Origin of the sequence: Acinetobacter sp. ANC 5378, assembly GCF_013004315.1 — a bacterium.
Classification (GTDB): Bacteria; Pseudomonadota; Gammaproteobacteria; order Pseudomonadales; family Moraxellaceae; genus Acinetobacter.
In genome coordinates this window covers 1-22,208 of record NZ_JABERK010000015.1, presented here as the reverse complement: position 1 = coordinate 22,208, position 22,208 = coordinate 1, and the positions used below count along the sequence as shown (strand labels likewise).

The window sequence follows — 22,208 nt, the reverse complement described above, 5'->3', positions numbered from 1 at the left end:
GTACCCAGGTACAGAGTCAAGTCATTTGAGGATATTTTATGCTCACCATCGGAAAACTGGCCCAACAGTGTCATGTTAATGTTGAAACCATTCGCTATTATCAACGCATTGGTTTAATGCGCGTGCCTGAAACCACGCAGAGTTATCGTTATTACAATGACAAAGACATTGAAACCTTAAGCTTTATTCAAAAAGGCAAAGATGCAGGTTTACAACTCAGTGAAATACAGGAGTTACTGCAACTTCAACTTGATGATCGGGAACAGGTAAGACATGTCATTGAACAACGCCTGGAAAAAATTGATCAAAGGATTCAGGAATTGCAGGCGCTTAAAACCCGTTTAAGTAGCTGGGTGGATGAATGTAAAACCACCAATGAAAGCAGTTGTCCGATTTTGAAAGAACTTAAAAACAGGTAAACTCCATTTTCGATGAATATTTTTGTATTTTTTGGGGACAAATAAGTGATGTCAGTGGATTTAAAAATTTTACGCAAACAACTTCGACATCAACGTAGAGCCGTTTCCAGCTTTCAACACAAACAATCTCAACAAAAAATACTCCAGCAACTTATCCGTCTAAAATATTTTCAGCATGCAAAAAAAATTGGCATTTATCTGCATGCCTTTGGTGAAATTCAGACCAGACAAATCATTGAATACTGTTTTAAACAGCATAAAGATGTTTATCTGCCGATGATTTGCAACATGAATAAACAATTGCACTGGGTCAAAATCACGCAACACCAATACCGAAACAATCGATTTTCATATCACCCCCTTGGCATGAAAGAACCGGCGGCGAGTCGTGGCTTACATGTCTCTAAACTCGACCTGTTAATCATACCTTTACTCGCATGTGACATTTATGGCACACGTATAGGCATGGGGGGCGGCTTCTACGACAGAACCCTAGCCAGTGCAGAAAAAATCCCTTTTCGTTTAGGGATTGCCCATGACTTTCAACTTATTCAACAACGCTTACACCGGGAAATCTGGGATCAACCGCTGGATGCCTTGATTACACCCTCAAAATATTTACGTTTCAAACGCTAAACTGGTATTTTTGACGACTAGGAACACTTTAAAATCACATATTTACTCATTTTTTATACATTTTCATTGTCCCTACCCTTGTAATTTTTGAAATACACTTCACTATAAAAATATGGCAACACCGTTGTTACTCATTAGGAGTGCCCATGTCTGAAATTATTATGAATCAAGAAACCTTAGCTACACAGGTTCCAAGCGTACTACCGCTTTTAGCGCTACGAGATGTGGTGGTTTATCCTCACATGCAAATTGCGTTATTTGTAGGTCGTGAAAAATCGATCAAAGCAGTTGACGTGGCTCGTAACAGTGACAATCTCGTATTTGTAGTTGCACAACAAGATTCTCTTACAGAAGAAATTGATCACGACAACTTATATCAATACGGTACTGTCGCGAAGATTGTGCAAGTTGTGAATCATGAAAATGATGAAAACTGTATAAAAGTACTCATTGAAGGTTTACAGCGTTCTAAACTGGTAAAAATCATCGACAACGATGAATATTTATCGGCCGAACATGCGATTAGCCCGATGACAGTTAATGTTGAAGCTGCGTCTCAAGAAACACGTGTGCAAGAACTGCGTGCTTTATTTGCACAATATGCAGAGGCAAAATTACGTAATGCACGTGAATTGATTACTGCTGCAAATAAAATCGATGATTTATTGCAACTGTTGTTCTTCGTGGCCACTCGTGTCCCGTTGAATATCGATGTAAAACAAAAGTTCCTGGAACAGGATAACTTTGAAGCACATTTGACTGAGCTCATGACTTATTTGTTACAACAATCTGAAGAACAACAGATTGAACAAACCTTGCATGACTCGGTAAAACGCCAAATGGAGAAAAACCAGCGCGAATATTTCCTGAATGAAAAAATGAAGGTGATTCAGCGTGAACTTTCCGACATGAATGGCGGTGCTGAAGATGATGTTGCTGAAATTGAACGTCGTCTTGAAGAAGCTGATTTACCGGAACACGTGCGTAAAAAAGCCGAATCTGAATTCCGCAAGCTAAAAGCAATGCAACCTGCTTCAAGTGAAGCTGCTGTGGTGCGCAATTATATTGAGGCGATTTTAGATACGCCTTGGAATAAAGCCAGCAAAGTCAGCATTAACCTGAACAAAGCACAAGAAATATTGGATGCAGATCATTACGGTCTGGATGAAGTTAAACAACGCATTGTTGAATACCTGGCTGTTCAATCACGCGTTAAAAAACTTAAAGGTCCAATTCTTTGCCTGGTTGGTCCTCCTGGGGTAGGTAAAACTTCACTGGGTGAATCGATTGCCAAAGCCACAGGTCGTGAATTTGTGCGTATGGCTTTAGGTGGCGTGCGTGATGAAGCGGAAATCCGTGGTCACCGTCGTACCTACATCGGTGCGATGCCAGGTAAAATTGTACAGTCTTTGACAAAAGTAGGCGTAAAGAACCCACTGTTCTTACTCGATGAAATTGACAAGATGGCGCAAGACTACCGTGGTGACCCTGCTTCTGCTTTGCTTGAAGTACTTGATCCATCACAAAACAGCAAGTTTAACGATCACTATTTAGATCTTGATCTGGACCTTTCTGAAGTGATGTTCATCTGTACTGCAAACAGCATGAATATTCCTGAAGCCTTGCTTGACCGTATGGAAGTGATTCGTCTACCGGGTTATACCGAAGAGGAAAAAGTCAATATTGCTGAACGTTACCTGGTTCCGAAAGCCATTAAGGACAACGGTTTACGTGCTAAAGAATTGACTATTCATGAAGAAGCCATTCGTGACATCGTGCGTCGTTATACTCGCGAAGCGGGTGTACGTAGCCTTGAACGTGAAGTGTCAAAAATTGCGCGTAAAGTCGTGAAAGAAGCGGTGAGCAAAAAAGCCAAGAACTTGCATATCGATGTGACTGCTGAAAACCTGTCTGATTACCTGGGCGTACACAAGTTCGACTTCGGTATGGCAGAAGAAGAAGCGCAAGTGGGTCGTGTCAATGGCTTGGCTTGGACATCAGTCGGTGGTGAATTACTTAGCATTGAAGTTGCTGCGGTAAAAGGTAAGGGTAAATTCATTACCACCGGTTCACTCGGTGATGTCATGAAAGAGTCCATTACCGCTGCAATGACTGTGGTTCGTACCCGTGCAGATGCACTCGGTATTGAGGCTTCAAGATTTGAAGAAACCGATATCCATGTGCATTTACCTGAAGGTGCAACCCCGAAAGATGGTCCATCTGCAGGTTTGGCATTAACCACTGCCTTGATTTCTGCCTTCACTGGCATTCCAGTTCGCGCTGATATCGCCATGACCGGTGAAACCAACCTGAGTGGTCGTGCAATGCGTATTGGTGGCTTAAAAGAGAAACTTTTAGCTGCACATCGCGGTGGCATTAAACTGGTGTTTATCCCTCAAGAAAACGTCCGTGACTTGGTGGAAATTCCAGATAACGTGAAAGCAGGTCTTGAAATTAAAGCAGTGAAAAGTATCGATGAGATCTTGCCATTTGCCTTAATTGAAACACCGAAACCTTTGCCAAAAAATCCGATTGTAAAACCGGTTGCAGAAAGCAAAGCTGCACGTCATTAATCGCATTTCGATACAAAAAAGAGAGCTTCGGCTCTCTTTTTTTATGATGAAAAGTTTTACTATATTAGTAAAGCATAAGCTTGAAAAATCTACATCTGACCCTCATTTATTATTATAGATACACAGATGCGCTGTAAGTTTCTGATTAACAAGTTATGTGAATGGTCATCTACATCTCCAGGTGGATGACCTTTTGATCGCAGTCCCAGTATCCATTAAGGGGCTGCGTTTTTTATGCGGTCTTTATCAGTCAGATTGAACCATTAAACTATAAGCCAACCCGTCTACCACATTGGCCATTTTTCCAATATTCAGTGTTTTCAAACTATCGCCATGAGTATGGTAATGCTTATTTCGAAAAGAAGCGGTATCGGTAATCATCATGGCTGGAATCCCAAATTTCCAATAATTCACATGATCAGAAAATTCCATTGCTGACACAAAAGACGGTGCAGCTACTCTCTGACATTCTAAACGATTAAATATCAGCATCGATTCACAGTAATTTGTCCCCAACTCATAGGACTGTAGATTACTCACTGCCGCAATAAAATTACCATGCCTTGGATAAACCCACTTCAAACCCACGGGATATTGCTGCACAAGATTTTCATTATAGTAGCCAATCATCTCCAAGATATAGACCCCTCGAATCTGATCCTTTTGTGCCTGTACCGATTTGGCATGCACATAACTTCCCATCTGCTCGGTTTTGAAAAATGGCGGTTCTTGCAGGGTGTAAAATACAAATTCTACATTATGGGCCAACTGCGATTTTTGCTGTGCCAAAATGCGTGCCGTTTCAATCACCCCTGCAACACCGGAAGCATTGTCATCTGCGCCCTGAGTTTCCCCAAACACATCATAATGCGCACCGACAATCACTTTGTCAGAATGACCGGCCGTTAAGGTACATACGACATTTCGATAACCCAAACCGTTCACCGAATAATTTTGATACTGGCATGGAACACCAAACAAGCGCATTTGTTCTTTAATCCATGCAGAAACGCGTTGTAATTCTGCTGTATTTTTATAATTGCGATGTCCCTGCTCGCCTATAATTTGCTCCAGATAGACCTTTAAATTATCGGTACTGGCGGGTGTGATGCTCGGTAATGCCCATGTCGAAGTCGTTAAAAAAAGAGTGCCAAGAAAAGTGCTCAACCATAAGCATAAATTTCGATTATTTTTGAATCGCATTTATTATCATTCCTCTCTTATTATTTATTCATCTTTAATCCATTGCTGAAGATTAAAGCAGCATCTCGCTCGACTTTTCAATTGCAATTTGTTGCGCAAAATAAGTAAAACCAGTTTTAGTGTTTATAATAAAGATGACTTTCAAATCATCGAATCTTATGAAAATCCGTATTATTACCATCGGTCAAAAAATGCCAGCCTGGGTACTCACTGGTTTTGAAGATTACTTCAAACGTATTCAGCCTTTTGTGCAGACTCAGATTATTGAATTACCCATGGCAAAACGCGGTAAAAATGATTCGGAAGCGGATATTTTAAAATATCGCCAGATTGAAGGTGACAGCATTCTGAATGCACTGAAGCACAATGAAACCCTGATTGCTCTTGAAGTCGGTGGCAAAGAATTCAGTACGGAGAAACTGGCGGAAACCATGAAAGGATGGATGCTGGAAGGCAACGATGTGGTTTTAGCGATTGGTGGTCCAGATGGTCACTCTGAAGCGGTGCGTAAAGCCGCTGCATGGCACTGGTCGCTGTCCAAGCTGACCTTGCCCCACCCGATGGTTCGAGTGATGCTGATTGAGCAGCTGTACCGCGCAATGAGTATTAACCATAATCATCCTTACCATCGGGCAGGTTAAATCAACAGATTGAATCATTCATTCTAGTTTTTTAGAGAGCTGAAATAGCGTCATTGTTAACTTTTTGTCTTGATGTGAAAATTATAGAGTTCGTTTTCGCATCGTTTCATTTATGCAACAACATGTTGAAATGAACTCTATTTATTCCCTATCTTCTTTTTGGCATCATAACCATTACAACCCCAAACGATATTATTTGAATTAGGCGCATCGTCATGAATTTACAAACTTTACCCGGTTTATTTATTTCACATGGATCACCCATGCTTGCGCTTAATCCAGAGCAAGTTGGTCCAGCGTTACAGCGTTTAAGTTTAAACTTGCCTAAACCTGAAGCGATTATTGTGATGTCGGCACACTGGGAAAGTAATGCCCTGGAAGTCAGTAGCAGTGTCCGTCCTGAAACCTGGCATGACTTTCGTGGCTTTCCCGCTGAACTTTATGAAATGCGCTACCCTGCGCCCGGACAGCCCGAACTGGCTGAAGAAATCCTGCATCTTTTAGCCAATGCAGGCTTGGCTGCGCATGCCAATAGCACCCGCCCTCGTGATCATGGGGTATGGATGCCGTTGCTGCATATGTATCCTGAGGCAGATATTCCTGTGGTTGAGATCTCATTGCCAATGAACATGTCTGCTGAAGATATTTATAAAATTGGTCAAACACTGGCTCCACTGCGTGAAAAACAGGTATTGATGATTGGTTCGGGTAGCATTACCCACAACTTGGCTGAGCTTGCTTGGCGTGGTGAACCTGCTGATGTACCCGAATGGGCTTCTACTTTCCGTAATTATGTGGTCAACAAACTGAACCATGACGATTATGAGGCAGTACTGGATTGGCAAAAAATTCCCTATGTCCAACGTAATCATCCGACCTTAGAACACTTTGCACCACTCTTCTTTGCAATGGGAACAGGTCATCGTTTTAGTATTGTACATAGTAGCTTCAGTATGGGTTCACTCGGTATGGATATCTATCGTTTTGATTGATTCATAGCTTTTTATTAACAAACAACAAAATTTTAGTTATGGATACATTTTGATACTCAATTCATCAGAATGTATCCATATTTTTTGAATAACAATACGATATCCTCATAAAAATTCTTCAAAACCAAGTACTTTTCAAATGAAACTTAAATTTTTAGCAATTGCCCTTTTCCCACTTACGCTTGCAGCTTGTCAATCTGGTGAGATTCAAAAAGTTGGAGATGTGGCCGTGTCTGTATTACAACAACAAAATGCAGATAAAACCCTTGCTTCGTATCAATGGAGCACCACTACAGGGAGCGTACCTAAGCCTCTCATACTAAATTTTGATGACAAAGGTCGTCTTGGTATTTCTACCAGCTGTAATGGCATGGGAAGCAGCTGGAAAATAGAAAATAATCAGATTGTGACTGATCATTTAATGGCAACTCAAATGGCCTGTGAACCCAAAGCCATGCAACAAGAAAGTGTCGCTAAAGATTTATTTGACAATCGTAAAGTTCCTTTTGTTTTGGATTTAAAAGATCCGCAAAACCCAACGTTAACGGTCATTTCTGCAAGCGGTCAAAAATATGTTTTCACGGGGAAAATGACACCTGAAACAAAATATAACGCTCAGGCTGAAATCATTTTCCTGGAAATTTCACCTGAAACTAAACCCTGTACAGGTGTAGGCCCGCAAACCTGTTTACAGGTACGTGAAATCAAATACAACGATAGTGGGGTCAAAACCCAAGTCGATAAAGACTGGACTTTATTCTATGACCAGATTGAAGGATTTTCCCATAACCCGAATGAGCGCCAGATCATTCGTATAAAACGTTATGAAATTAAAAATCCAGCCGCCGATCAGTCTAAATATGCATATATCCATGACATGACCGTTGAACGCTCAACAATGAAGTAAATAGCGTATTCAAGACATAAAAAAACCGAGGCAAATGCCTCGGTTTTTTAAAGCTTAAACCAAGTCAGACTTAGAATACGCCTTGAGCCAACATCGCATCGGCAACTTTTACGAAGCCAGCAATGTTTGCACCATCAACATAGTTTACAGAACCATCTTCTTTAGTACCGTATTTAACGCAGTTGCGGTGAATTTCTTTCATGATTGCATGTAGACGTTCGTCAACTTCTTCAAAAGTCCAGCCTAAACGAATCGCGTTTTGAGACATTTCAAGACCAGAAGTTGCAACACCACCGGCATTCGATGCTTTACCGGGTGCATAAAGAATTTTCGCTTCAACGAATTTCTCTACAGCCGCCAAAGTAGAAGGCATGTTTGCACCTTCAGCAACACAGATTACACCGTTTGCAAGAAGAGCAGCAGCATCGTCAGCATCCAACTCATTTTGAGTTGCACATGGAAGCGCGATATCACATTTGATACCCCATGGACGTTGACCTTCTAAGTATTCAAAGCCATGTTTAGACGCAAATTCAGAAATACGACCACGTTTAACGTTTTTAAGTTCCATTACTTCAGCAAGAAGTGCATCAGTGAAACCATCTTTAACGTGAACTGTACCCGCAGAGTCAGAAAGTGAAACTACTTTCGCACCCAAGTACATTGCTTTTTCAGCAGCATATTGTGCAACGTTACCAGAACCTGAAATCGTTACTACTTTATCTTTGAAGCAGTCGCCACGAGTTTTCAGCATTTCCTCAGCAAAATAAACTGTACCGAAGCCGGTTGCTTCTGGACGAGCCAATGAACCACCGAAAGTCAGACCTTTACCTGTGAATACACAAGCAGTGTCATTACTTAATTTCTTCATCATGCCAGCCATGTAGCCAACTTCACGGCCGCCTACACCGATATCACCCGCTGGGATATCTGTGTTTGAACCTAAGTGACGATAAAGCTCGATCATCAATGCTTGGCAGAAACGCATGATTTCGCCTTCAGACTTACCTTTAGGGTCAAAGTCTGAACCACCTTTACCACCACCCATAGGGAGTGTAGTTAAGGCATTTTTAAACGTCTGTTCAAAACCTAAGAATTTAAGAATTGAAAGGTTCACAGATGGATGGAAACGCATTCCACCTTTGAATGGACCGATTGCTGAATTGTACTGTACACGGAATGCACGGTTGACATGTGTTTGACCTTTGTCATCAACCCAAGAAACACGGAATTGAATTGCACGTTCTGGCTCAACTAAGCGTTCAAGTAGACCATGATCAGCATACTCTGGGTTCTTTTCAATGAACGGCCAAAGGCTAGTCATTACTTCTTCTACAGCTTGTAGAAATTCAGGTTGATGTGCATCACGTGATTTAACGTAATCTAGGAAGTCGTTAAGGCTGTTATATTTCAACACTTAATCCTCAGCAGAAAGATGGATCAAAATTGGTCAAATTTTCAAAAAATGATAATTTTTGGCGCAAAATATTAAATAGCTTTTGTAACCATAGTACAATACTTTTTTTAAAAAAAACGTAAATAATATTTAATAACATATATTTATTTTAATTATAACTATTTTTTATCTTGTCGCCAAAGCGACGCTGTCTTACTGTTTTTGTTATCTTTTCGCCCAATAATAATGCGCCTATAGCGCCATTTTCGCGCATAAGATTAAAGGCTTAAATCATGCTAAAATCATCCTCTTCGTTTTAATCTTCTTTCGGTATGCTGCTATTTCTCCAGCAGTCGTGGTTTATACATGAATTCGCAAATTGTTCTCATCCAAAATATTGATGCCCTCCTCCCTCAAACCCAATGTGGCTTATGTGGTCATCGGGATGGATGTTTACCGTATGCAAAAGCCATCAGCGAGGGGGAAGAAGCCAATAAATGTGTTCCAGGGGGTCAACCTGTTGCCGATGCCCTAGCTCATTTACTCGGTCGTGCACAACTGCAAGCCGAAGAAAGTGTTTGGCCGATTCAAAGTGATGGTCGTCCACAACGCATGAAAGCCATTATTCGCGAAGATGAATGTATTGGTTGTACCAAATGTATCAGTGCCTGCCCGGTGGATGCCATTATCGGCTCGGGTAAACTCATGCACAGTATTTTGACGGACCTGTGTACCGGCTGTGAACTGTGTATTCCCCCTTGTCCGGTCGACTGTATTGATTTGATTGAAGATCATCACGCAGTGCCCGATGAAAGCATGCGAATTGCGGAACAAAATGATTTGCGAAACCGCTATTACTCACATATTCAACGTGAGGAAAAACGACGTTTAAACCGTAAAGGGCCTGTGGTTCGTGCCCATATTGATACTGCCTTATTTGCTCAATTTTCAGCACAAAATGACAGTGTTCCAGACATTGTTATTACCCAAAACAAAGCCAAACCAGCAGTCCATTTAGATGCCAAATCAACCATCGAACTTGCAAAAACTCGTACACAAATCAAAAAATTAGAAAAACAACTCAGTGTGCGTGAGGATACAAAAAAACGTCTGCAATTAGATGAACTTAATAAACAACTCAATGCTTTGCAAGGAGCATAAACAATGCCTGTAAAGAATATGACTAAAAAACAAATTCAGGTATTTTTTGAGCGATTACGTGAGCAAAGACCCCATCCAAAAACCGAACTGAATTACTCCAGTCCTTTTGAACTTTTAGTGGCTGTAACGCTTTCTGCACAAGCCACCGATGTCAGCGTGAATAAAGCCACGGACAAACTGTTTCCTGTTGCCAATACACCTGAAGCCATTTATGCACTCGGAGTCGAGGGGCTGAAGGAATATATTAAAACCATTGGCCTATATAACGCCAAAGCTGAAAACGTCATCAAGGCCTGTAAAATACTGATTGAGAAGCACAACAGCATCGTACCGAATAACCGTGCAGATCTGGAAGCTTTACCCGGTGTGGGACGTAAAACCGCGAATGTGGTGTTGAATACTGCCTTTGGTCATCACACCATGGCTGTCGATACCCATATTTTTCGCGTAGGCAATCGTACCGGTCTGGCAATTGGAAAAAATGTGTTAGAAGTTGAACATCGACTGGTTAAAGTCATTCCCAAAGAATTTATGCTCGATGCCCACCATTGGCTGATTTTACATGGTCGTTATTGTTGTATTGCACGTAAGCCGAAATGTGATGAATGCGTAGTGTCTGATGTCTGCCAGTGGCCAGATCGTTTTGAATTTGGTGCAGTGAAAAGTATTCCAGTGAAAATGATTGAAGATAAAATCTAAATTCAGTCTTTATCTTTATTTTTTTGTTGTAATTTCGGGTGCAGCTGACGTTCGGGTTGGCTAATTTTCTTTTCTTCAGCTTCTTGCTTTTGTACGCGACGCAAGAATTTGAAACTTTGAACCATTAAAGCCAATACCCCAATACCCAAAAAAATCATCAATACAATTAAGCCAATTTTTAGCAAGGGATCATCCTCAAAATAGCGTACAAATTAAAAGAGCCCTAATATGACTTAGGACTCTTTTAATGTCAAAACATTCACCGCACTAAGGCAGGTCAATTATTTTGATTGATCTAAAATCGCGAACAAATCGGCTTGAACTTCTTCAATCGGACGAAGACCATTCAATTTGTCATAAGTCGGTGCATTTTCGCCAGAAGCAGCACGACCTTGATAGAAACCGACCAATTGTTCAGTTTCAGTATGATATGAACCCAAACGTTTACGAATCGTTTCTTCCTGGTCATCTGGACGCTGAACTAAATCTTCGCCAGTTTCATCATCTTTACCTTCCACTTTAGGTGGATTGTAAACAACATGATAAACACGACCAGAAGCCGCATGCTGACGACGGCCTGAAAGACGCTGTACGATTTCTTCGTCAGGAACATCAATTTCGATTACGTGATCGATATTAATGCCTTCATTTTCCAAAGCTTCTGCTTGAGGAATCGTGCGCGGGAAACCATCAAAAATGCAACCGTTTACACAATCAGGTTGAGCAATACGTTCTTTCACAAGACCGATGATGAGTTCGTCTGATACCAGACCACCGCTTTCCATCACGCTTTTAGCTTTAAGACCTAATTCAGTTCCTTCACGAATTGCAGCACGGAGCATATCACCGGTTGAAATTTGTGGGACATTGTAGCGCTTACAGATCAACTGAGCCTGTGTACCTTTACCTGCTCCAGGTGGTCCGAGTAATATAATGCGCATAAAAAAACATCCTCATTTAACAATGTATATGACGCCTTGTTCATGCCGAATTTGTTGATTCGTCATGTATTCCAGCATCTAATTATAAGAAAGCCACAAACAAATGTATTGTACCCGCTATAAATCCAGTTACGCCACCCAGAACAATCAAAATCCATTCATCTTCCTGAAAAGCAGGACGTAACAGATTCTGAAACTCTCTCGGGGTCAACTCTAGAATACGGTCTCTAAACATCTGATAGATTTTCTGTGCACGGCTCGCATTGAACGCAGGGTCGCATACAGGCACCATCGTAATTTCAATCGAGCGATCGATCAAGTCCGTCTTGAGTTTTGCGTACTCTTTTGGCCCTAATGAGATCTGTAATGAGGTTCTCACCAGAGGTGTTTCCATAATTTCATTAATATGACGTTTAACAATACGGCGAGTTTTGTGTTTCTTCCCGCCATACATCATCTCGGTCATGATCGATTTTAAGGTAATCAGGTCTTCTGTGACGACTCGGGCAAAAACGTCTGACACTTCTTCCTGACGTTTCATAAACGCACCCTGAATATTATAGGTACCCATACGTGGAATCACCGGCTTTACCCAAGGGAATTTACGATTTTTAGTTAATTCAAAGAACTGCGGATAACGTACATAGTGGGGTTCAAGCGGATTAAACACCATCCAGATCGCAATCCAGTTGGTCAGAAAACCCCAAACCGCTGCCCAGAAAGGAACCGTCCAATGCCAGGGTACAACGAACCAGACAATCATCTGGAAGATACCAAAGAACATCCCGATTAACGCGCTAATATGCCAAATAAAGTTGATTTCTTTTTGACCCACTTTAAGAAACATATTGACCATTAAACGGCGATCACCTTCCATTTGGCGAACCACCATTTCACGCATATCCACGAGTGACTCGACGTTCATGGTCAGTTCAGTCACAAGTTCTCTTAAGATTCCTGGCAACTGTTTATGTGCCTGAGCATAAATACGGCGCTTAATCGAATAAGGTAAATTTTCCCACAGCACTGCATTCCGTTCAATCATCATCTCATCAATCAGATGTTCAAGTTCAAAACCGACCTGCTCACCAATGATCCGGGCCATATCTTCCGGATCCATCGCATCCAGGAATTCACGCAATGAACCCAGTTTTGACAGGGTATTATCGGTAATAATCCCTGAAATACGGCCGGCTTTACGCGGCACAATGCCTTGCCAGCCAACCGGTAATGGACCTAAATGGAATCCCCAGAAAGTAATCGGATAAAAGACCATTTTAAGCGCCATCCACACATGCGCCCAAGTGACAAAAGCAGTGACAGGAATAATGCTAAGTACTGCCCAGAAATCTGGGCGTTTCAAGAAGGCTTGCCACAATTCGTTGACGTACTCAAGCATGCATAATATCCATTTTAATTTTTAATCACCAAATACTAAATCGTATAAAACTGAATATTTTTACTATAAACCAATACTTAGAGTATAGGAAAATTGTATTCTCGGCTCTGTTTCAGCGACCACATTGCCATTTCTATCTTCTAACTTTTCACCCGCACCAATCCCGATACTAAAACTACTAATCCGTTCCTTGCTTAACAAGACATAGGCTAAATCTACGCCAGCACCAAGCTGTGCTTTGAGTTCATTGTCTACACTTTTACTATCAATATGTCCGGCATAAACCCCAACATAATAACCATTTTTATCTTTACCGGTCAGATGATAGGGATAGCGAAATCCAACCTGACCGCCAGCTGTATAATCATCATCTATGAATATCCCTGCTTTTGCATAAGCGATGCCATACGGATTCACCCATTCGGCATTCACATGAATCATTTCCTGGGTAAATCCAGCCCCAACATTCCATGCTTTTGCACTTTCGGGTGTTAATTTCGCTTCTGGTAAATACGGATTGTCTTGTGCATGAGCCACATTTGCTAGCGCAAAAAATGCCAACAAAGAATACACCTTTGTGATTATTTTCATGGTTGTCCCTAATTTTATTTTTAATACAGTCCTTTTTTCAATTTTGACTTTAGCAGAATTATCAGAACTCTTATATACTGCACTCTACAATTTTAATGTCTGTAAAGTCAAAGTTTAAGCTAAACAAGTCCATCTGTTCACCTGAACAAATATCAAAAAATGATGACATGCGTTAGAATACCTCACCGGTTTTTCCCACTCTCCTGTATGTAAGTCGATCGCGTATGAAGCAGCACTTTCCTTTAAAAAATGTCCAACAAGAAAAGCGCATTTATCGCAATCGGGTGTTTATCGCGGTCGGGATTGTTGTATTCTTTCTGTTATTACTCGTTTCCCGTTATGCGTATTTGCAAATTGCAAATTACGACGAGTTTTCAACCGCCTCAGATCAGAACCGAATTCGACTGCAACCCTTAGCGCCTGCACGTGGTTATATCTATGACCGTAATGGCGTTTTACTTGCAGACAATTATCCGGTGTTTTCAGCGACCATTTCACGTGCTGATGTTAAAGATATTGATGATACAGTTAAACGTTTAATCCCTATTTTAGCGTTGACTCAAGAAGATATAGAGCGTTTTAGTAGCCGAATTAAAACCTCAAAAAAAACCGAGCGTGTGGCACTCAAATTAAATTTAACTGAAACCGATATCGCCAAATTTAGTGAAGTTAAATTTCAGTTCCCTGGGGTCAATATAGAAACCCAAATGACTCGCTATTACCCGCATGGTGAATTGTTTGCGCATGTGATTGGTTATGTCGGTCGGATTAATGACAAAGAATTAAAATCGATTGATAAAGATTTATATGCAGGCACCAACCTGATTGGGAAAATTGGGGTCGAAAAATCCTATGAAGACCTTTTGCACGGTGTGCCGGGTAATGAATCTGTTGAAGCCGATGCACATGGTAATGTGCTGCGTAATTTAGGTCGTAAAGATCCTGTTCGCGGCAATGACCTATACCTGTCGATTGATTATGGCTTACAGGTTGTTGCGACAGAACAGCTCGCTGGTCGTCGGGGTGCAATTGTGGCACTAAATCCCAAAACCGGGGAAATTTTAGCGCTGGTTTCAAGTCCAAGCTTCAACCCGAATCTGTTTGTGACCGGGATTAGTAATACTGACTATAGTGCGCTCAGAGACAATCTTGACCAACCGCTTTATAACCGTGCAGTTCAGGGGGCTTACCCTCCCGGCTCCACCATTAAACCGATGTTTGGTTTAGGAGGCATTCATTACGGTTATGTCGACTGGGCGACGGCGATCTCTGACCCTGGCTATTTTACCTTGCCGGGTGACAGCCACCGCTTCCGTGACCATAAAAAATCCGGTCATGGTGCGGTAAATATGCATAAAGCCCAAGTGGTGTCTTGCGATACTTACTTTTATGTCCTGTCTTACCGTATGGGCATTGAGAAAATGAATGCCTGGATGCGCCAATTTGGTTTTAGTAAAAAAACTGGCGTGGATTTACCGAGTGAAAGTACCGGTTTATACCCAAACCCGGACTGGAAAATGCGCACCCGTAAAAGCAAATGGATGAAAGGTGAAACCATTTCGGTGAGTATTGGCCAAGGTGCATTTACTGCTACCCCATTACAACTGGCGATGGCCACCGCGATTACTGCAAATCAGGGCTCACATATTACCCCCCACGTATTACGTGAAAGTCACGGTGCCAAGCCTTATAAAGTGCATAATGCACCCGATGGAAAAATTCAGTTTAACGGTCAGCCTGAAGACTGGATCAAAATGCGCGATGCCATGGTGGATGTGATCGAAAGTGGTACCGGTCGTGGTATTCGCACCCCAATGTATCAAATTGCAGGAAAAACAGGGACAGCACAGGTTAAAAGTATTGCCCAAGGTAAGAAATATAACGAAGCATTATTAACCGAACGTCAACTTGACCATGGTCTATTTGTCGGTTTTGCTCCTGCTGAAAACCCTGAAATTGCCATTGCCGTAGTATGGGAAAATGGTAAACACGGTGGTTCAGCAGCACAATTGGCTCGCCCTATGTTTGATTATTGGTTATTGACACGTAAAAAGAATCCAATCCGCCCAGCCACTCATCAAATCAGTGGTGGCTTAATGACTGCAGGCATTAAGCCGGGTGAATTGCCAAGTAGTATTAATCCAGTGACAGCTGATGCTAACGCGACCAACCAACCTCAATCAGCACAGTCTGCAACTCAAACTGTGCCAAGTACAGCACCATCAACAAGCTCACAACCCGTAGAGAGTGAATGATCTATGAAAAATCAACTCCGCATTATTGGTGGTGAATGGAAACGCCGCCAACTTGCTTTTGCCAGTATTGAGGGTTTACGTCCTACACCGGATCGTGTGCGTGAAACCTTGTTCAACTGGTTAATGTGGGACATTCAAAATTCGAATGTTCTAGATTTATGTGCGGGTTCAGGTGCCTTAAGTTTTGAGGCTTTGTCACGTGGCGCGTCACAAGTGGTGATGATTGAACCAAATCGAACTCAAGCTGAATTTTTAACAGATAATTTGCAATTGCTGAAAGTGACCAGCCAACATGCAAAATTAAAAGTCGCTACCGCTCAACAAGTATTGCCTACGCTTAAAGAACAATTTGATCTGGTGTTTTTAGATCCACCTTATAGTTTAGATTTATGGGAAGAACTGGCACAACTTGCCGATCCTTTCATTAAGGATGAGGCTTTTATCTATGTTGAAGCCGATCGGGATTTAAACCAGCTCAAACTTCCATCTTCATGGCAACAAATTAAACAGACCAAAGCAGGAACCGTTCGCGCTGGGTTATATCAAAAAAATATGGCTTAATTAGAAGCAATAAAAAAGGATTCCATTTAGGAATCCTTTTTTTGTCAAATGTAGTTTGCCAATTTAAGGTCCGGTTTATAGACCTGTTAACGATTGTAGTGTCGATCGTGATCGTTTCTGTCATGATGACGGTCTTTGTTATCCCAATCTCGGTCACCATGTTGTCGATCATAATGTCCATTGCGGTCTCGATGACCACCATAATCGTCATCCCAAGGATCAACAACACAGCCAGTTAATGACACTGCCAATACAGAAAGTAATATCACTTTTTTCATCATGTTCATCACCTCTTTACTGCACCATGCCAGTATTAAAGGATTTAATGGAGAGTGAACGGAGCCATTGTTGCTCTCTTGTAGTGATTTATTTATTTTTTATTCATGGTCAAAATATTCAATACATATCTTATTAAATCCTTTTATTCAAAGTTCTACTTAGATTTGCAGAAATACAGCTAAATATAAGCTTGGTTTTTTTCGCTATCTTTTGAATACTACTGACTTTTCATCTGTACTGATTCCTATGACCTGGTTGTTATTTATTGTTGGCGCAATGGTCGCAGGTTTCGTACAAGGGCTTACCGGCTTTGCCTTTGCCCTCATTGCCATGTCTTTCTGGGTTTGGGTACTCTCTCCGCAAATTGCTGCACCTTTGGTGGTCTTTGCTTCGGTATGGAGCCATCTCATTTCATTATCGAATGAGCAAAAGCATCCTCATTTAAATAAATCACTGATTTTCCCGTATTTAATTGCAGGACTTATCGGTGTTCCTTTAGGCACGTATTTACTGCATATTATTCAGCCAGAAACCTTTAAATTGATTCTAGGCTTATTTTTAGTGTTGTGGTGCCCGATCATGTTCTTCAATCCGCAATTTCCACGACTGCAGCAATCAGGGAAATTTGCAGATAGTCTGGTGGGGTTTATCGGGGGAATACTGGGTGGTTTAGGCGGATTTTGTGGTTCACTGCCTTCTGCATGGGTCATGCTGAAAAACCTGTCCAAACAAGAGCAACGCTATATTTTACGGCATTTTAATTTTGCTATTCAGTTATTCACTTTACTGGCCTATTTGCTACAAGGTACACTCGAAATACAACTGCTACCTTATATGGCCCTCTTGCTTGTCAGTGTCAGTTTCCCTGCTATCTTGGGGGCAAAATTATTTTATAAAATTTCAGAGCGGCAATTTAAACATACCGTATTAAGTCTATTATTTACATCGGGTTGTTTTTTAATTTTCAGCACTCTGCTCTAAATTTATTGATTATGAAAATATTTAAAAATCATTTAAAAAATCAAATGCCGAGAGGTGAAATAATCTCCCCTAAAAAGATGATCCAAAAAATGAGATAAATCTCATTTAATCAAAAAACATGCAGTTGATATTCTACATTCCATGAATGTTAAAGAAAACTTTATACAATAACTGATCCTCTCCACTAGTTTTTCTAAAAATGAAAACCTTGATTTTGTTAGCAGGGATGATTCTGCTAACAGGCTGTAGCTTAGGCACATCTCGCGATGTCAAACATGCTGAAAAAATGCTTGCATACTTTCAATGCAATAAAATTGAAAGTACACAAATGACGCATAGTTCCATTACCTCATTTCACGAACAATCACTCGCTTCTAGCCGCCAAAAAGCCGAATCTTATGTGCAAAGCTATAAAGAGGGTGAAGAATTATTTGATGTTCCATTAAGCGATGTGATTAAGGAACAATATGCCATTTATCAGGAGGCTTGCCAGCATTTAGGTGGAATCAGTCCAACACCAAAAATAAATGAATAAACTTATTTTATCTCGTTAAGTGAATACCCTACAGATTTGATCGTCACTAAAAAGTGCTCAACCCTATGCTGACTGGCAGCCGGGCGAATACTGAAACGTCTAGGCATGGTTTTATCATTGGTAAATCTGACTGATATTTTAAAAGGACAAGGATACGTTCCCTGTCCTTTTAAAAACTATGCTTCAGTATAATAACGCTTATCAACGCTAAAATTTTCTGGAAATTTCGCATTGATTTGTGAATAGAAATCCATAATTTCGGCCATATCCTTTTCATAATCCCCTGTAGGATATACAATTTTCCCTACACCGGTTTTTTTCTTAGCATAATCCATATAGGCCAAAGCAATAGGAACACCTGCACCCGTTGCCACATGATAAAATCCAGTTTTCCATTGTTCTTGTTTTGCACGTGTTGCTTCAGGTGTCACCAGCATCACTAACTTTGGATGGTCTTTGAATAAATCGGTCATCACCTGAACCATACTTGGGCGTGGCTCCCCTTCTGCTTTTGGTGTGCGGTCAATACCGATACCACCCAAAGCACGTACAAATGACCCAAATGGAAACTTCATATAACTGTCTTTAATGGTTAAACGGACATTCACCCCTAAAGCTTTTAGGGCTAAACGGGCATATAAAGCATCCCAATTACTGGTGTGTGGTGCTGCAATCATCACGCACTGATCCAAATCAAGTGGCCAATGATTATCAATTTCCCAGCCCATCATTTTTAAACTTTGTTCAGCTAACTTTTCGAACACAAAAACACCGCAACCTAATAAAGTGCGCAGATTTTAACAAGGTCACTGAAATAAGATAGCTCAATATGAGTAATTAATAATCAATTAATATATAAATGTATAACTTATAATTTAAATGAAATATATATATTTGTTTTTACCGTTATATACCGCAAAAAAAATTATTACTTTCTTAGGCAAGAATTGAATTTATACAGAAAAAGTTAAATAAAAACAGTAATATTTATCCTAAAAACCCATGCGATCAATAACAAAGCACAAACAATATCACTCTTTAAACAACCTCCTTTTCCACGTAATTTTAAATGTTTCATTGCCATATAAAAGGAAATAAATTGTGAAAAAAACAATATTGATCCTATCACTGAGCACAATCGCTTTAACTGCATGTAGCAAACCGAATACCGATACGCATGAAACTAATCAAACACCTGAAAATACTGCCACTCAAACTCAATCTATGCAGCCTACCAATACTCAACCTGCAACCCCGATGGGTGATACTGTAGAAACTTCACTGGATTGGGCCGGTGAATATAAAGGTGTTTTTCCATGTGCCGATTGTGAAGGAATTGAAACAGATCTCGAGTTAAAATCCAATGTATTATCTAGCGTATAAATCATATAATAAGTAAATATTTCTATATTTTTCAAAAAACTAAATAAATTTAAATAAAAAAAACATATAAAAATGATATATAAATCAATTTCTATAAGAATGTAGTCATAACAATCTGACAATTATCTTAATAAGTACACTGACCAAAATGTAACAAAAAATATCCTGAAAGCACTTAACCTATAACTTTACACCTAAGTTTCATTTTCCAAAATTTTTTTCACAGCATTTATAAATCCAGCTTTAAACAGTTGTTCGCCTTCTTCATTATCGACAGAACCATTCTCATGAATAGTCCAATATTTTCTTAAAAAATTACTGTTATTATCTAAAACATCTTTTAAAGCTTTGACTTCTAATGGAGTTAGTACTTTAGTTTCTTTAATCTTAGTGCTATTGGAATCTTCTAGTGAAATTAGATAATTATTTTTCAAAGAATTTTTTAAATTTTGTATTTCTTTACGCAATCTATTCCGCTCAGAAATAACTGAGAATATGTAACTTCGGGCAAGTACATTACTTACATTATCTTTAATAAGCTCTATTTCTTTCTGAGTTACATCTTTTAATTCACTTACAGGCTTTTTTTGAAAATCATCTTCGGCTCTATTTTTCCAATATTGGATAAGTTGTTGATAATGTTTTCCAGATTGATTACGTATACTTACTTCACCAATACCACCTGAAGCTTTTGATAATCTCCCAATATGGGCAATTGAATATTCTGTTTCACCAGATTCATAATGGTTTTTTAAGAGTCCATTAAGTTTATTTAGAGATTTAGCCGTTCTAGAGTCCTTACCCTCAAGAAGCTCTTGTAAATACTCTTCATATTGATCATTCATATTTAAACATCCTCCTCTACGTTAAACTCTACTTTTAGAACTGTATCCACAATATTTTTAGTATCAGGAAAGAAAAAATTTTCAATTTCAAAAGAATTTGATTCCAGTTGATCAATAACAGCCCTATAACTCTCAACTTTTGACTGTTTATCAGTTAATTTAACCATATTTCTCAATATCTCATTAATAGTATAAAGTTGTTGATCTTCATCTAAATCTAAAATATTTGGAAAAAATCCTTTTTTCATTAATATTTGACTTAATAACCGAGTTCTCTTTTCTATAGCAGGAGTTTTATTAATTTGATTTTTTAATTCTGGATAAATCTCAGCATCATCACAAATTAAACAAAGTTGTAACAGTTCAGAATATGTCTCTTCAAAAACAAATCGAATATCCTCTTCACTACCAACAGAAACAATTTTTTGAGATTGATCTTCAGAACCTCTGCTTTTTTCAATTTTTGTTATTTTATTAATCAAATCAATTGTTGCTACAATATCTTTACAATATTCATCTGCTTCACATAATTCAGTTTTATTTTCGACCATTAATCGATCTAAATCATTAAATTTATTAAAAGTAATTCCATTTTTTTCACAATTGTATTGTTCTTCTTCAAGTAACTTAATTTTGTCACTAGCTTTTCTAGCTGCTTGTGCGCATAAAGTAGCTTTATAACTAAGGATATTAAAATGTGCTACTAATTGAGGCAAATAATGAGCATTCGTAATAAACCATCTGCAACGAACACAATTTTCAGCTCCATGGGGTACTTGTTGATAATTTTTAGTTCCTAATTTTTCATAATCATCAATTAGATCACCACCATTCCAACAGCCCGCAATATTTCTATTCTCGATACCTTCTGTAGTTGGAATCCTATTTCCTGCTGCTAAACATATCCCATAACTTTTTAGCTCCCAACTTAATGGATTTTTAACTTTTAATATTGCACTAATTGCATTTGTATCTCTAAATGCTGTACTTTCAACAATATCTTTTATTTCATGATCCCGCAAAAAAAGGGCAAGATTTTTATCACTAGAAGCCTCAATTAGCTCCTCAGCCTCAGATATTTTTTCCTGCATGACCATAGGAGTTAATTTAGCATAATACATTGTCATCAAAAGACTGGAATGTCCTGCAAGCAATTTTGAAATGATCGGTAATGGAATATTACCTTCCATTAAGTAGCTTGTGATAAGAGAGACGCGTAGACTATGTAGTGGAAATAATACTTTTAGCCTAAATCTATCTTCAGTTTGAATAACCTCAACGAAGTTGATTTTTTTACCATCTTTAAAAGTATGACCTGAAGAGTATAAATCTTCCTCAAAATCTTTTAAAAGTTTAGTCCATAGTGTGTTGAGAGTGCTATCAAAAATAGGTTTTTTTCTATCTTCTAAATTATCAGCAGCTGCATGACGAAATAAAAAACAAACATCACCCATCTTCTCTAAAGCATATTCTGATTTTTTCTGGCCTATATGTTTTATTTCTAGACTTTTACAAGGTGTAGGCTCTTGTATTGGATTGTACTTTTCTTGCCAATTTCTTAATTTTTCTAACCAAAATAGAACAACCCTATTTTCCCAAGGAATTGTATATCCTGACTTACCCTTATTTTTTCGCATATCAGCAGTTTTATTTGTATTTATATAAAAACCAGTAGAAATATCATCAGACAGAGGTGGATCAGGAAATTTGAACAACACTTATAAGTGATATTTTGCTCCCCAAATGATGTTATAAACATCAATATATGGAGTATTTTATGGCACGTAGACCAAGAAGAAATCATTCAAATG

22 protein-coding genes and 1 pseudogene are annotated in these 22,208 nt (G+C 39.4%); 13 read left to right on the top strand and 10 right to left on the bottom strand.

Features of this window, described 5'->3' with window-relative positions; translation table 11 throughout:
• Nucleotides 1–38: 38 nt before the first annotated feature.
• The 3 genes from HLH16_RS05585 to lon all read left to right on the top strand — a co-directional run bounded on the left by HLH16_RS05585 (nt 39) and on the right by lon (nt 3,628).
• Nucleotides 39–419 carry a MerR family transcriptional regulator gene (locus HLH16_RS05585; RefSeq protein ID WP_171528589.1) on the top strand — a complete coding sequence of 127 codons (381 nt, stop codon included), beginning with the start codon at nt 39–41 and terminating at the stop codon, nt 417–419.
• Between the two features lie 48 nt (nt 420–467).
• Nucleotides 468–1,055 (top strand): 5-formyltetrahydrofolate cyclo-ligase, encoded by a 588-nt coding sequence (locus tag HLH16_RS05580; RefSeq protein ID WP_171528659.1) that lies wholly within the window; start codon nt 468–470, stop codon nt 1,053–1,055.
• Between the two features lie 146 nt (nt 1,056–1,201).
• A complete protein-coding gene (lon, locus tag HLH16_RS05575; RefSeq protein ID WP_171528588.1) occupies nt 1,202–3,628 on the top strand; it encodes an endopeptidase La in 2,427 nt (808 codons plus the stop codon).
• 246 nt (nt 3,629–3,874) lie between these two features.
• Here lon and HLH16_RS05570 read toward each other — a convergent pair whose 3' ends face one another.
• On the bottom strand, nt 3,875–4,831 hold the full coding sequence (locus tag HLH16_RS05570; RefSeq protein ID WP_171528587.1) for a M28 family peptidase: 957 nt from the start codon (nt 4,829–4,831) through the stop codon (nt 3,875–3,877).
• Nucleotides 4,832–4,989: 158 nt separating this feature from the next.
• Between HLH16_RS05570 and rlmH the strand changes: the two genes are divergently transcribed.
• The 3 genes from rlmH to HLH16_RS05555 all read left to right on the top strand — a co-directional run bounded on the left by rlmH (nt 4,990) and on the right by HLH16_RS05555 (nt 7,371).
• Nucleotides 4,990–5,472 (top strand): 23S rRNA (pseudouridine(1915)-N(3))-methyltransferase RlmH, encoded by a 483-nt coding sequence (gene rlmH, locus HLH16_RS05565; RefSeq protein WP_131213799.1) that lies wholly within the window; start codon nt 4,990–4,992, stop codon nt 5,470–5,472.
• A gap of 215 nt (nt 5,473–5,687) precedes the next feature.
• The gene (locus HLH16_RS05560) at nt 5,688–6,464 is read left to right on the top strand and encodes a DODA-type extradiol aromatic ring-opening family dioxygenase (RefSeq protein WP_171528586.1); all 777 of its coding nucleotides are present in this window, start codon (nt 5,688–5,690) and stop codon (nt 6,462–6,464) included.
• Nucleotides 6,465–6,603: 139 nt separating this feature from the next.
• On the top strand, nt 6,604–7,371 hold the full coding sequence (locus tag HLH16_RS05555) for a DUF4377 domain-containing protein (RefSeq protein WP_171528585.1): 768 nt from the start codon (nt 6,604–6,606) through the stop codon (nt 7,369–7,371).
• A gap of 70 nt (nt 7,372–7,441) precedes the next feature.
• Here HLH16_RS05555 and gdhA read toward each other — a convergent pair whose 3' ends face one another.
• Entirely contained in the window at nt 7,442–8,788 is a 1,347-nt protein-coding gene (gdhA, locus tag HLH16_RS05550; protein WP_252151755.1) for an NADP-specific glutamate dehydrogenase, read from the bottom strand.
• Nucleotides 8,789–9,133: 345 nt separating this feature from the next.
• Between gdhA and HLH16_RS05545 the strand changes: the two genes are divergently transcribed.
• A complete protein-coding gene (locus HLH16_RS05545; RefSeq protein WP_171528584.1) occupies nt 9,134–9,928 on the top strand; it encodes an RnfABCDGE type electron transport complex subunit B in 795 nt (264 codons plus the stop codon).
• A 3-nt stretch (nt 9,929–9,931) separates the two neighbouring features.
• Nucleotides 9,932–10,627 carry an endonuclease III gene (gene nth, locus HLH16_RS05540; protein ID WP_214646621.1) on the top strand — a complete coding sequence of 232 codons (696 nt, stop codon included), beginning with the start codon at nt 9,932–9,934 and terminating at the stop codon, nt 10,625–10,627.
• Between the two features lie 2 nt (nt 10,628–10,629).
• Here nth and HLH16_RS05535 read toward each other — a convergent pair whose 3' ends face one another.
• The 4 genes from HLH16_RS05535 to HLH16_RS05520 form a co-directional block, all read right to left on the bottom strand.
• The gene (locus HLH16_RS05535; RefSeq protein ID WP_171528583.1) at nt 10,630–10,812 is read right to left on the bottom strand and encodes a hypothetical protein; all 183 of its coding nucleotides are present in this window, start codon (nt 10,810–10,812) and stop codon (nt 10,630–10,632) included.
• A 96-nt stretch (nt 10,813–10,908) separates the two neighbouring features.
• A complete protein-coding gene (gene adk / locus HLH16_RS05530) occupies nt 10,909–11,568 on the bottom strand; it encodes an adenylate kinase (RefSeq protein WP_171528582.1) in 660 nt (219 codons plus the stop codon).
• A gap of 82 nt (nt 11,569–11,650) precedes the next feature.
• Nucleotides 11,651–12,967 (bottom strand): DUF445 domain-containing protein, encoded by a 1,317-nt coding sequence (locus HLH16_RS05525; RefSeq protein ID WP_171528581.1) that lies wholly within the window; start codon nt 12,965–12,967, stop codon nt 11,651–11,653.
• Between the two features lie 63 nt (nt 12,968–13,030).
• A complete protein-coding gene (locus tag HLH16_RS05520; RefSeq protein WP_171528657.1) occupies nt 13,031–13,549 on the bottom strand; it encodes a hypothetical protein in 519 nt (172 codons plus the stop codon).
• 233 nt (nt 13,550–13,782) lie between these two features.
• Between HLH16_RS05520 and mrdA the strand changes: the two genes are divergently transcribed.
• On the top strand, nt 13,783–15,813 hold the full coding sequence (gene mrdA, locus HLH16_RS05515; protein ID WP_171528580.1) for a penicillin-binding protein 2: 2,031 nt from the start codon (nt 13,783–13,785) through the stop codon (nt 15,811–15,813).
• A gap of 3 nt (nt 15,814–15,816) precedes the next feature.
• Nucleotides 15,817–16,374, top strand: a complete 558-nt coding sequence (gene rsmD / locus HLH16_RS05510) for a 16S rRNA (guanine(966)-N(2))-methyltransferase RsmD (RefSeq protein ID WP_171528579.1) — start codon at nt 15,817–15,819, stop codon at nt 16,372–16,374.
• Nucleotides 16,375–16,460: 86 nt separating this feature from the next.
• Here the strand turns inward: rsmD and HLH16_RS05505 are convergent, their stop codons facing one another.
• Nucleotides 16,461–16,655: a hypothetical protein gene (locus HLH16_RS05505; RefSeq protein WP_171528578.1), complete on the bottom strand. Its 195-nt coding sequence runs from the start codon at nt 16,653–16,655 to the stop codon at nt 16,461–16,463.
• 244 nt (nt 16,656–16,899) lie between these two features.
• Here HLH16_RS05505 and HLH16_RS05500 point away from each other — a divergent pair, with 244 nt between their 5' ends.
• Both HLH16_RS05500 and HLH16_RS05495 read left to right on the top strand, forming a co-directional pair.
• Nucleotides 16,900–17,634 carry a sulfite exporter TauE/SafE family protein gene (locus HLH16_RS05500; RefSeq protein WP_171528656.1) on the top strand — a complete coding sequence of 245 codons (735 nt, stop codon included), beginning with the start codon at nt 16,900–16,902 and terminating at the stop codon, nt 17,632–17,634.
• 199 nt (nt 17,635–17,833) lie between these two features.
• On the top strand, nt 17,834–18,169 hold the full coding sequence (locus tag HLH16_RS05495) for a hypothetical protein (protein WP_171528577.1): 336 nt from the start codon (nt 17,834–17,836) through the stop codon (nt 18,167–18,169).
• A 176-nt stretch (nt 18,170–18,345) separates the two neighbouring features.
• On the opposite strand, the gene HLH16_RS05490 is transcribed toward HLH16_RS05495, so the two are convergent.
• A complete protein-coding gene (locus HLH16_RS05490; RefSeq protein WP_171528576.1) occupies nt 18,346–18,933 on the bottom strand; it encodes a 1-acyl-sn-glycerol-3-phosphate acyltransferase in 588 nt (195 codons plus the stop codon).
• A gap of 337 nt (nt 18,934–19,270) precedes the next feature.
• On the opposite strand from HLH16_RS05490, the pseudogene HLH16_RS15910 reads away from it, so the two are divergent.
• A pseudogene (locus tag HLH16_RS15910) lies at nt 19,271–19,534 on the top strand (copper resistance protein NlpE N-terminal domain-containing protein); the annotation flags it as partial.
• Between the two features lie 212 nt (nt 19,535–19,746).
• Here HLH16_RS15910 and gmtX read toward each other — a convergent pair.
• Together gmtX and HLH16_RS05475 are read right to left on the bottom strand one after the other, a co-directional pair.
• Nucleotides 19,747–20,397: a gamma-mobile-trio protein GmtX gene (gmtX, locus tag HLH16_RS05480; RefSeq protein WP_171528574.1), complete on the bottom strand. Its 651-nt coding sequence runs from the start codon at nt 20,395–20,397 to the stop codon at nt 19,747–19,749.
• A gap of 2 nt (nt 20,398–20,399) precedes the next feature.
• The gene (locus tag HLH16_RS05475; RefSeq protein WP_171528573.1) at nt 20,400–22,115 is read right to left on the bottom strand and encodes a VPA1269 family protein; all 1,716 of its coding nucleotides are present in this window, start codon (nt 22,113–22,115) and stop codon (nt 20,400–20,402) included.
• Nucleotides 22,116–22,208 lie beyond the last annotated feature (93 nt).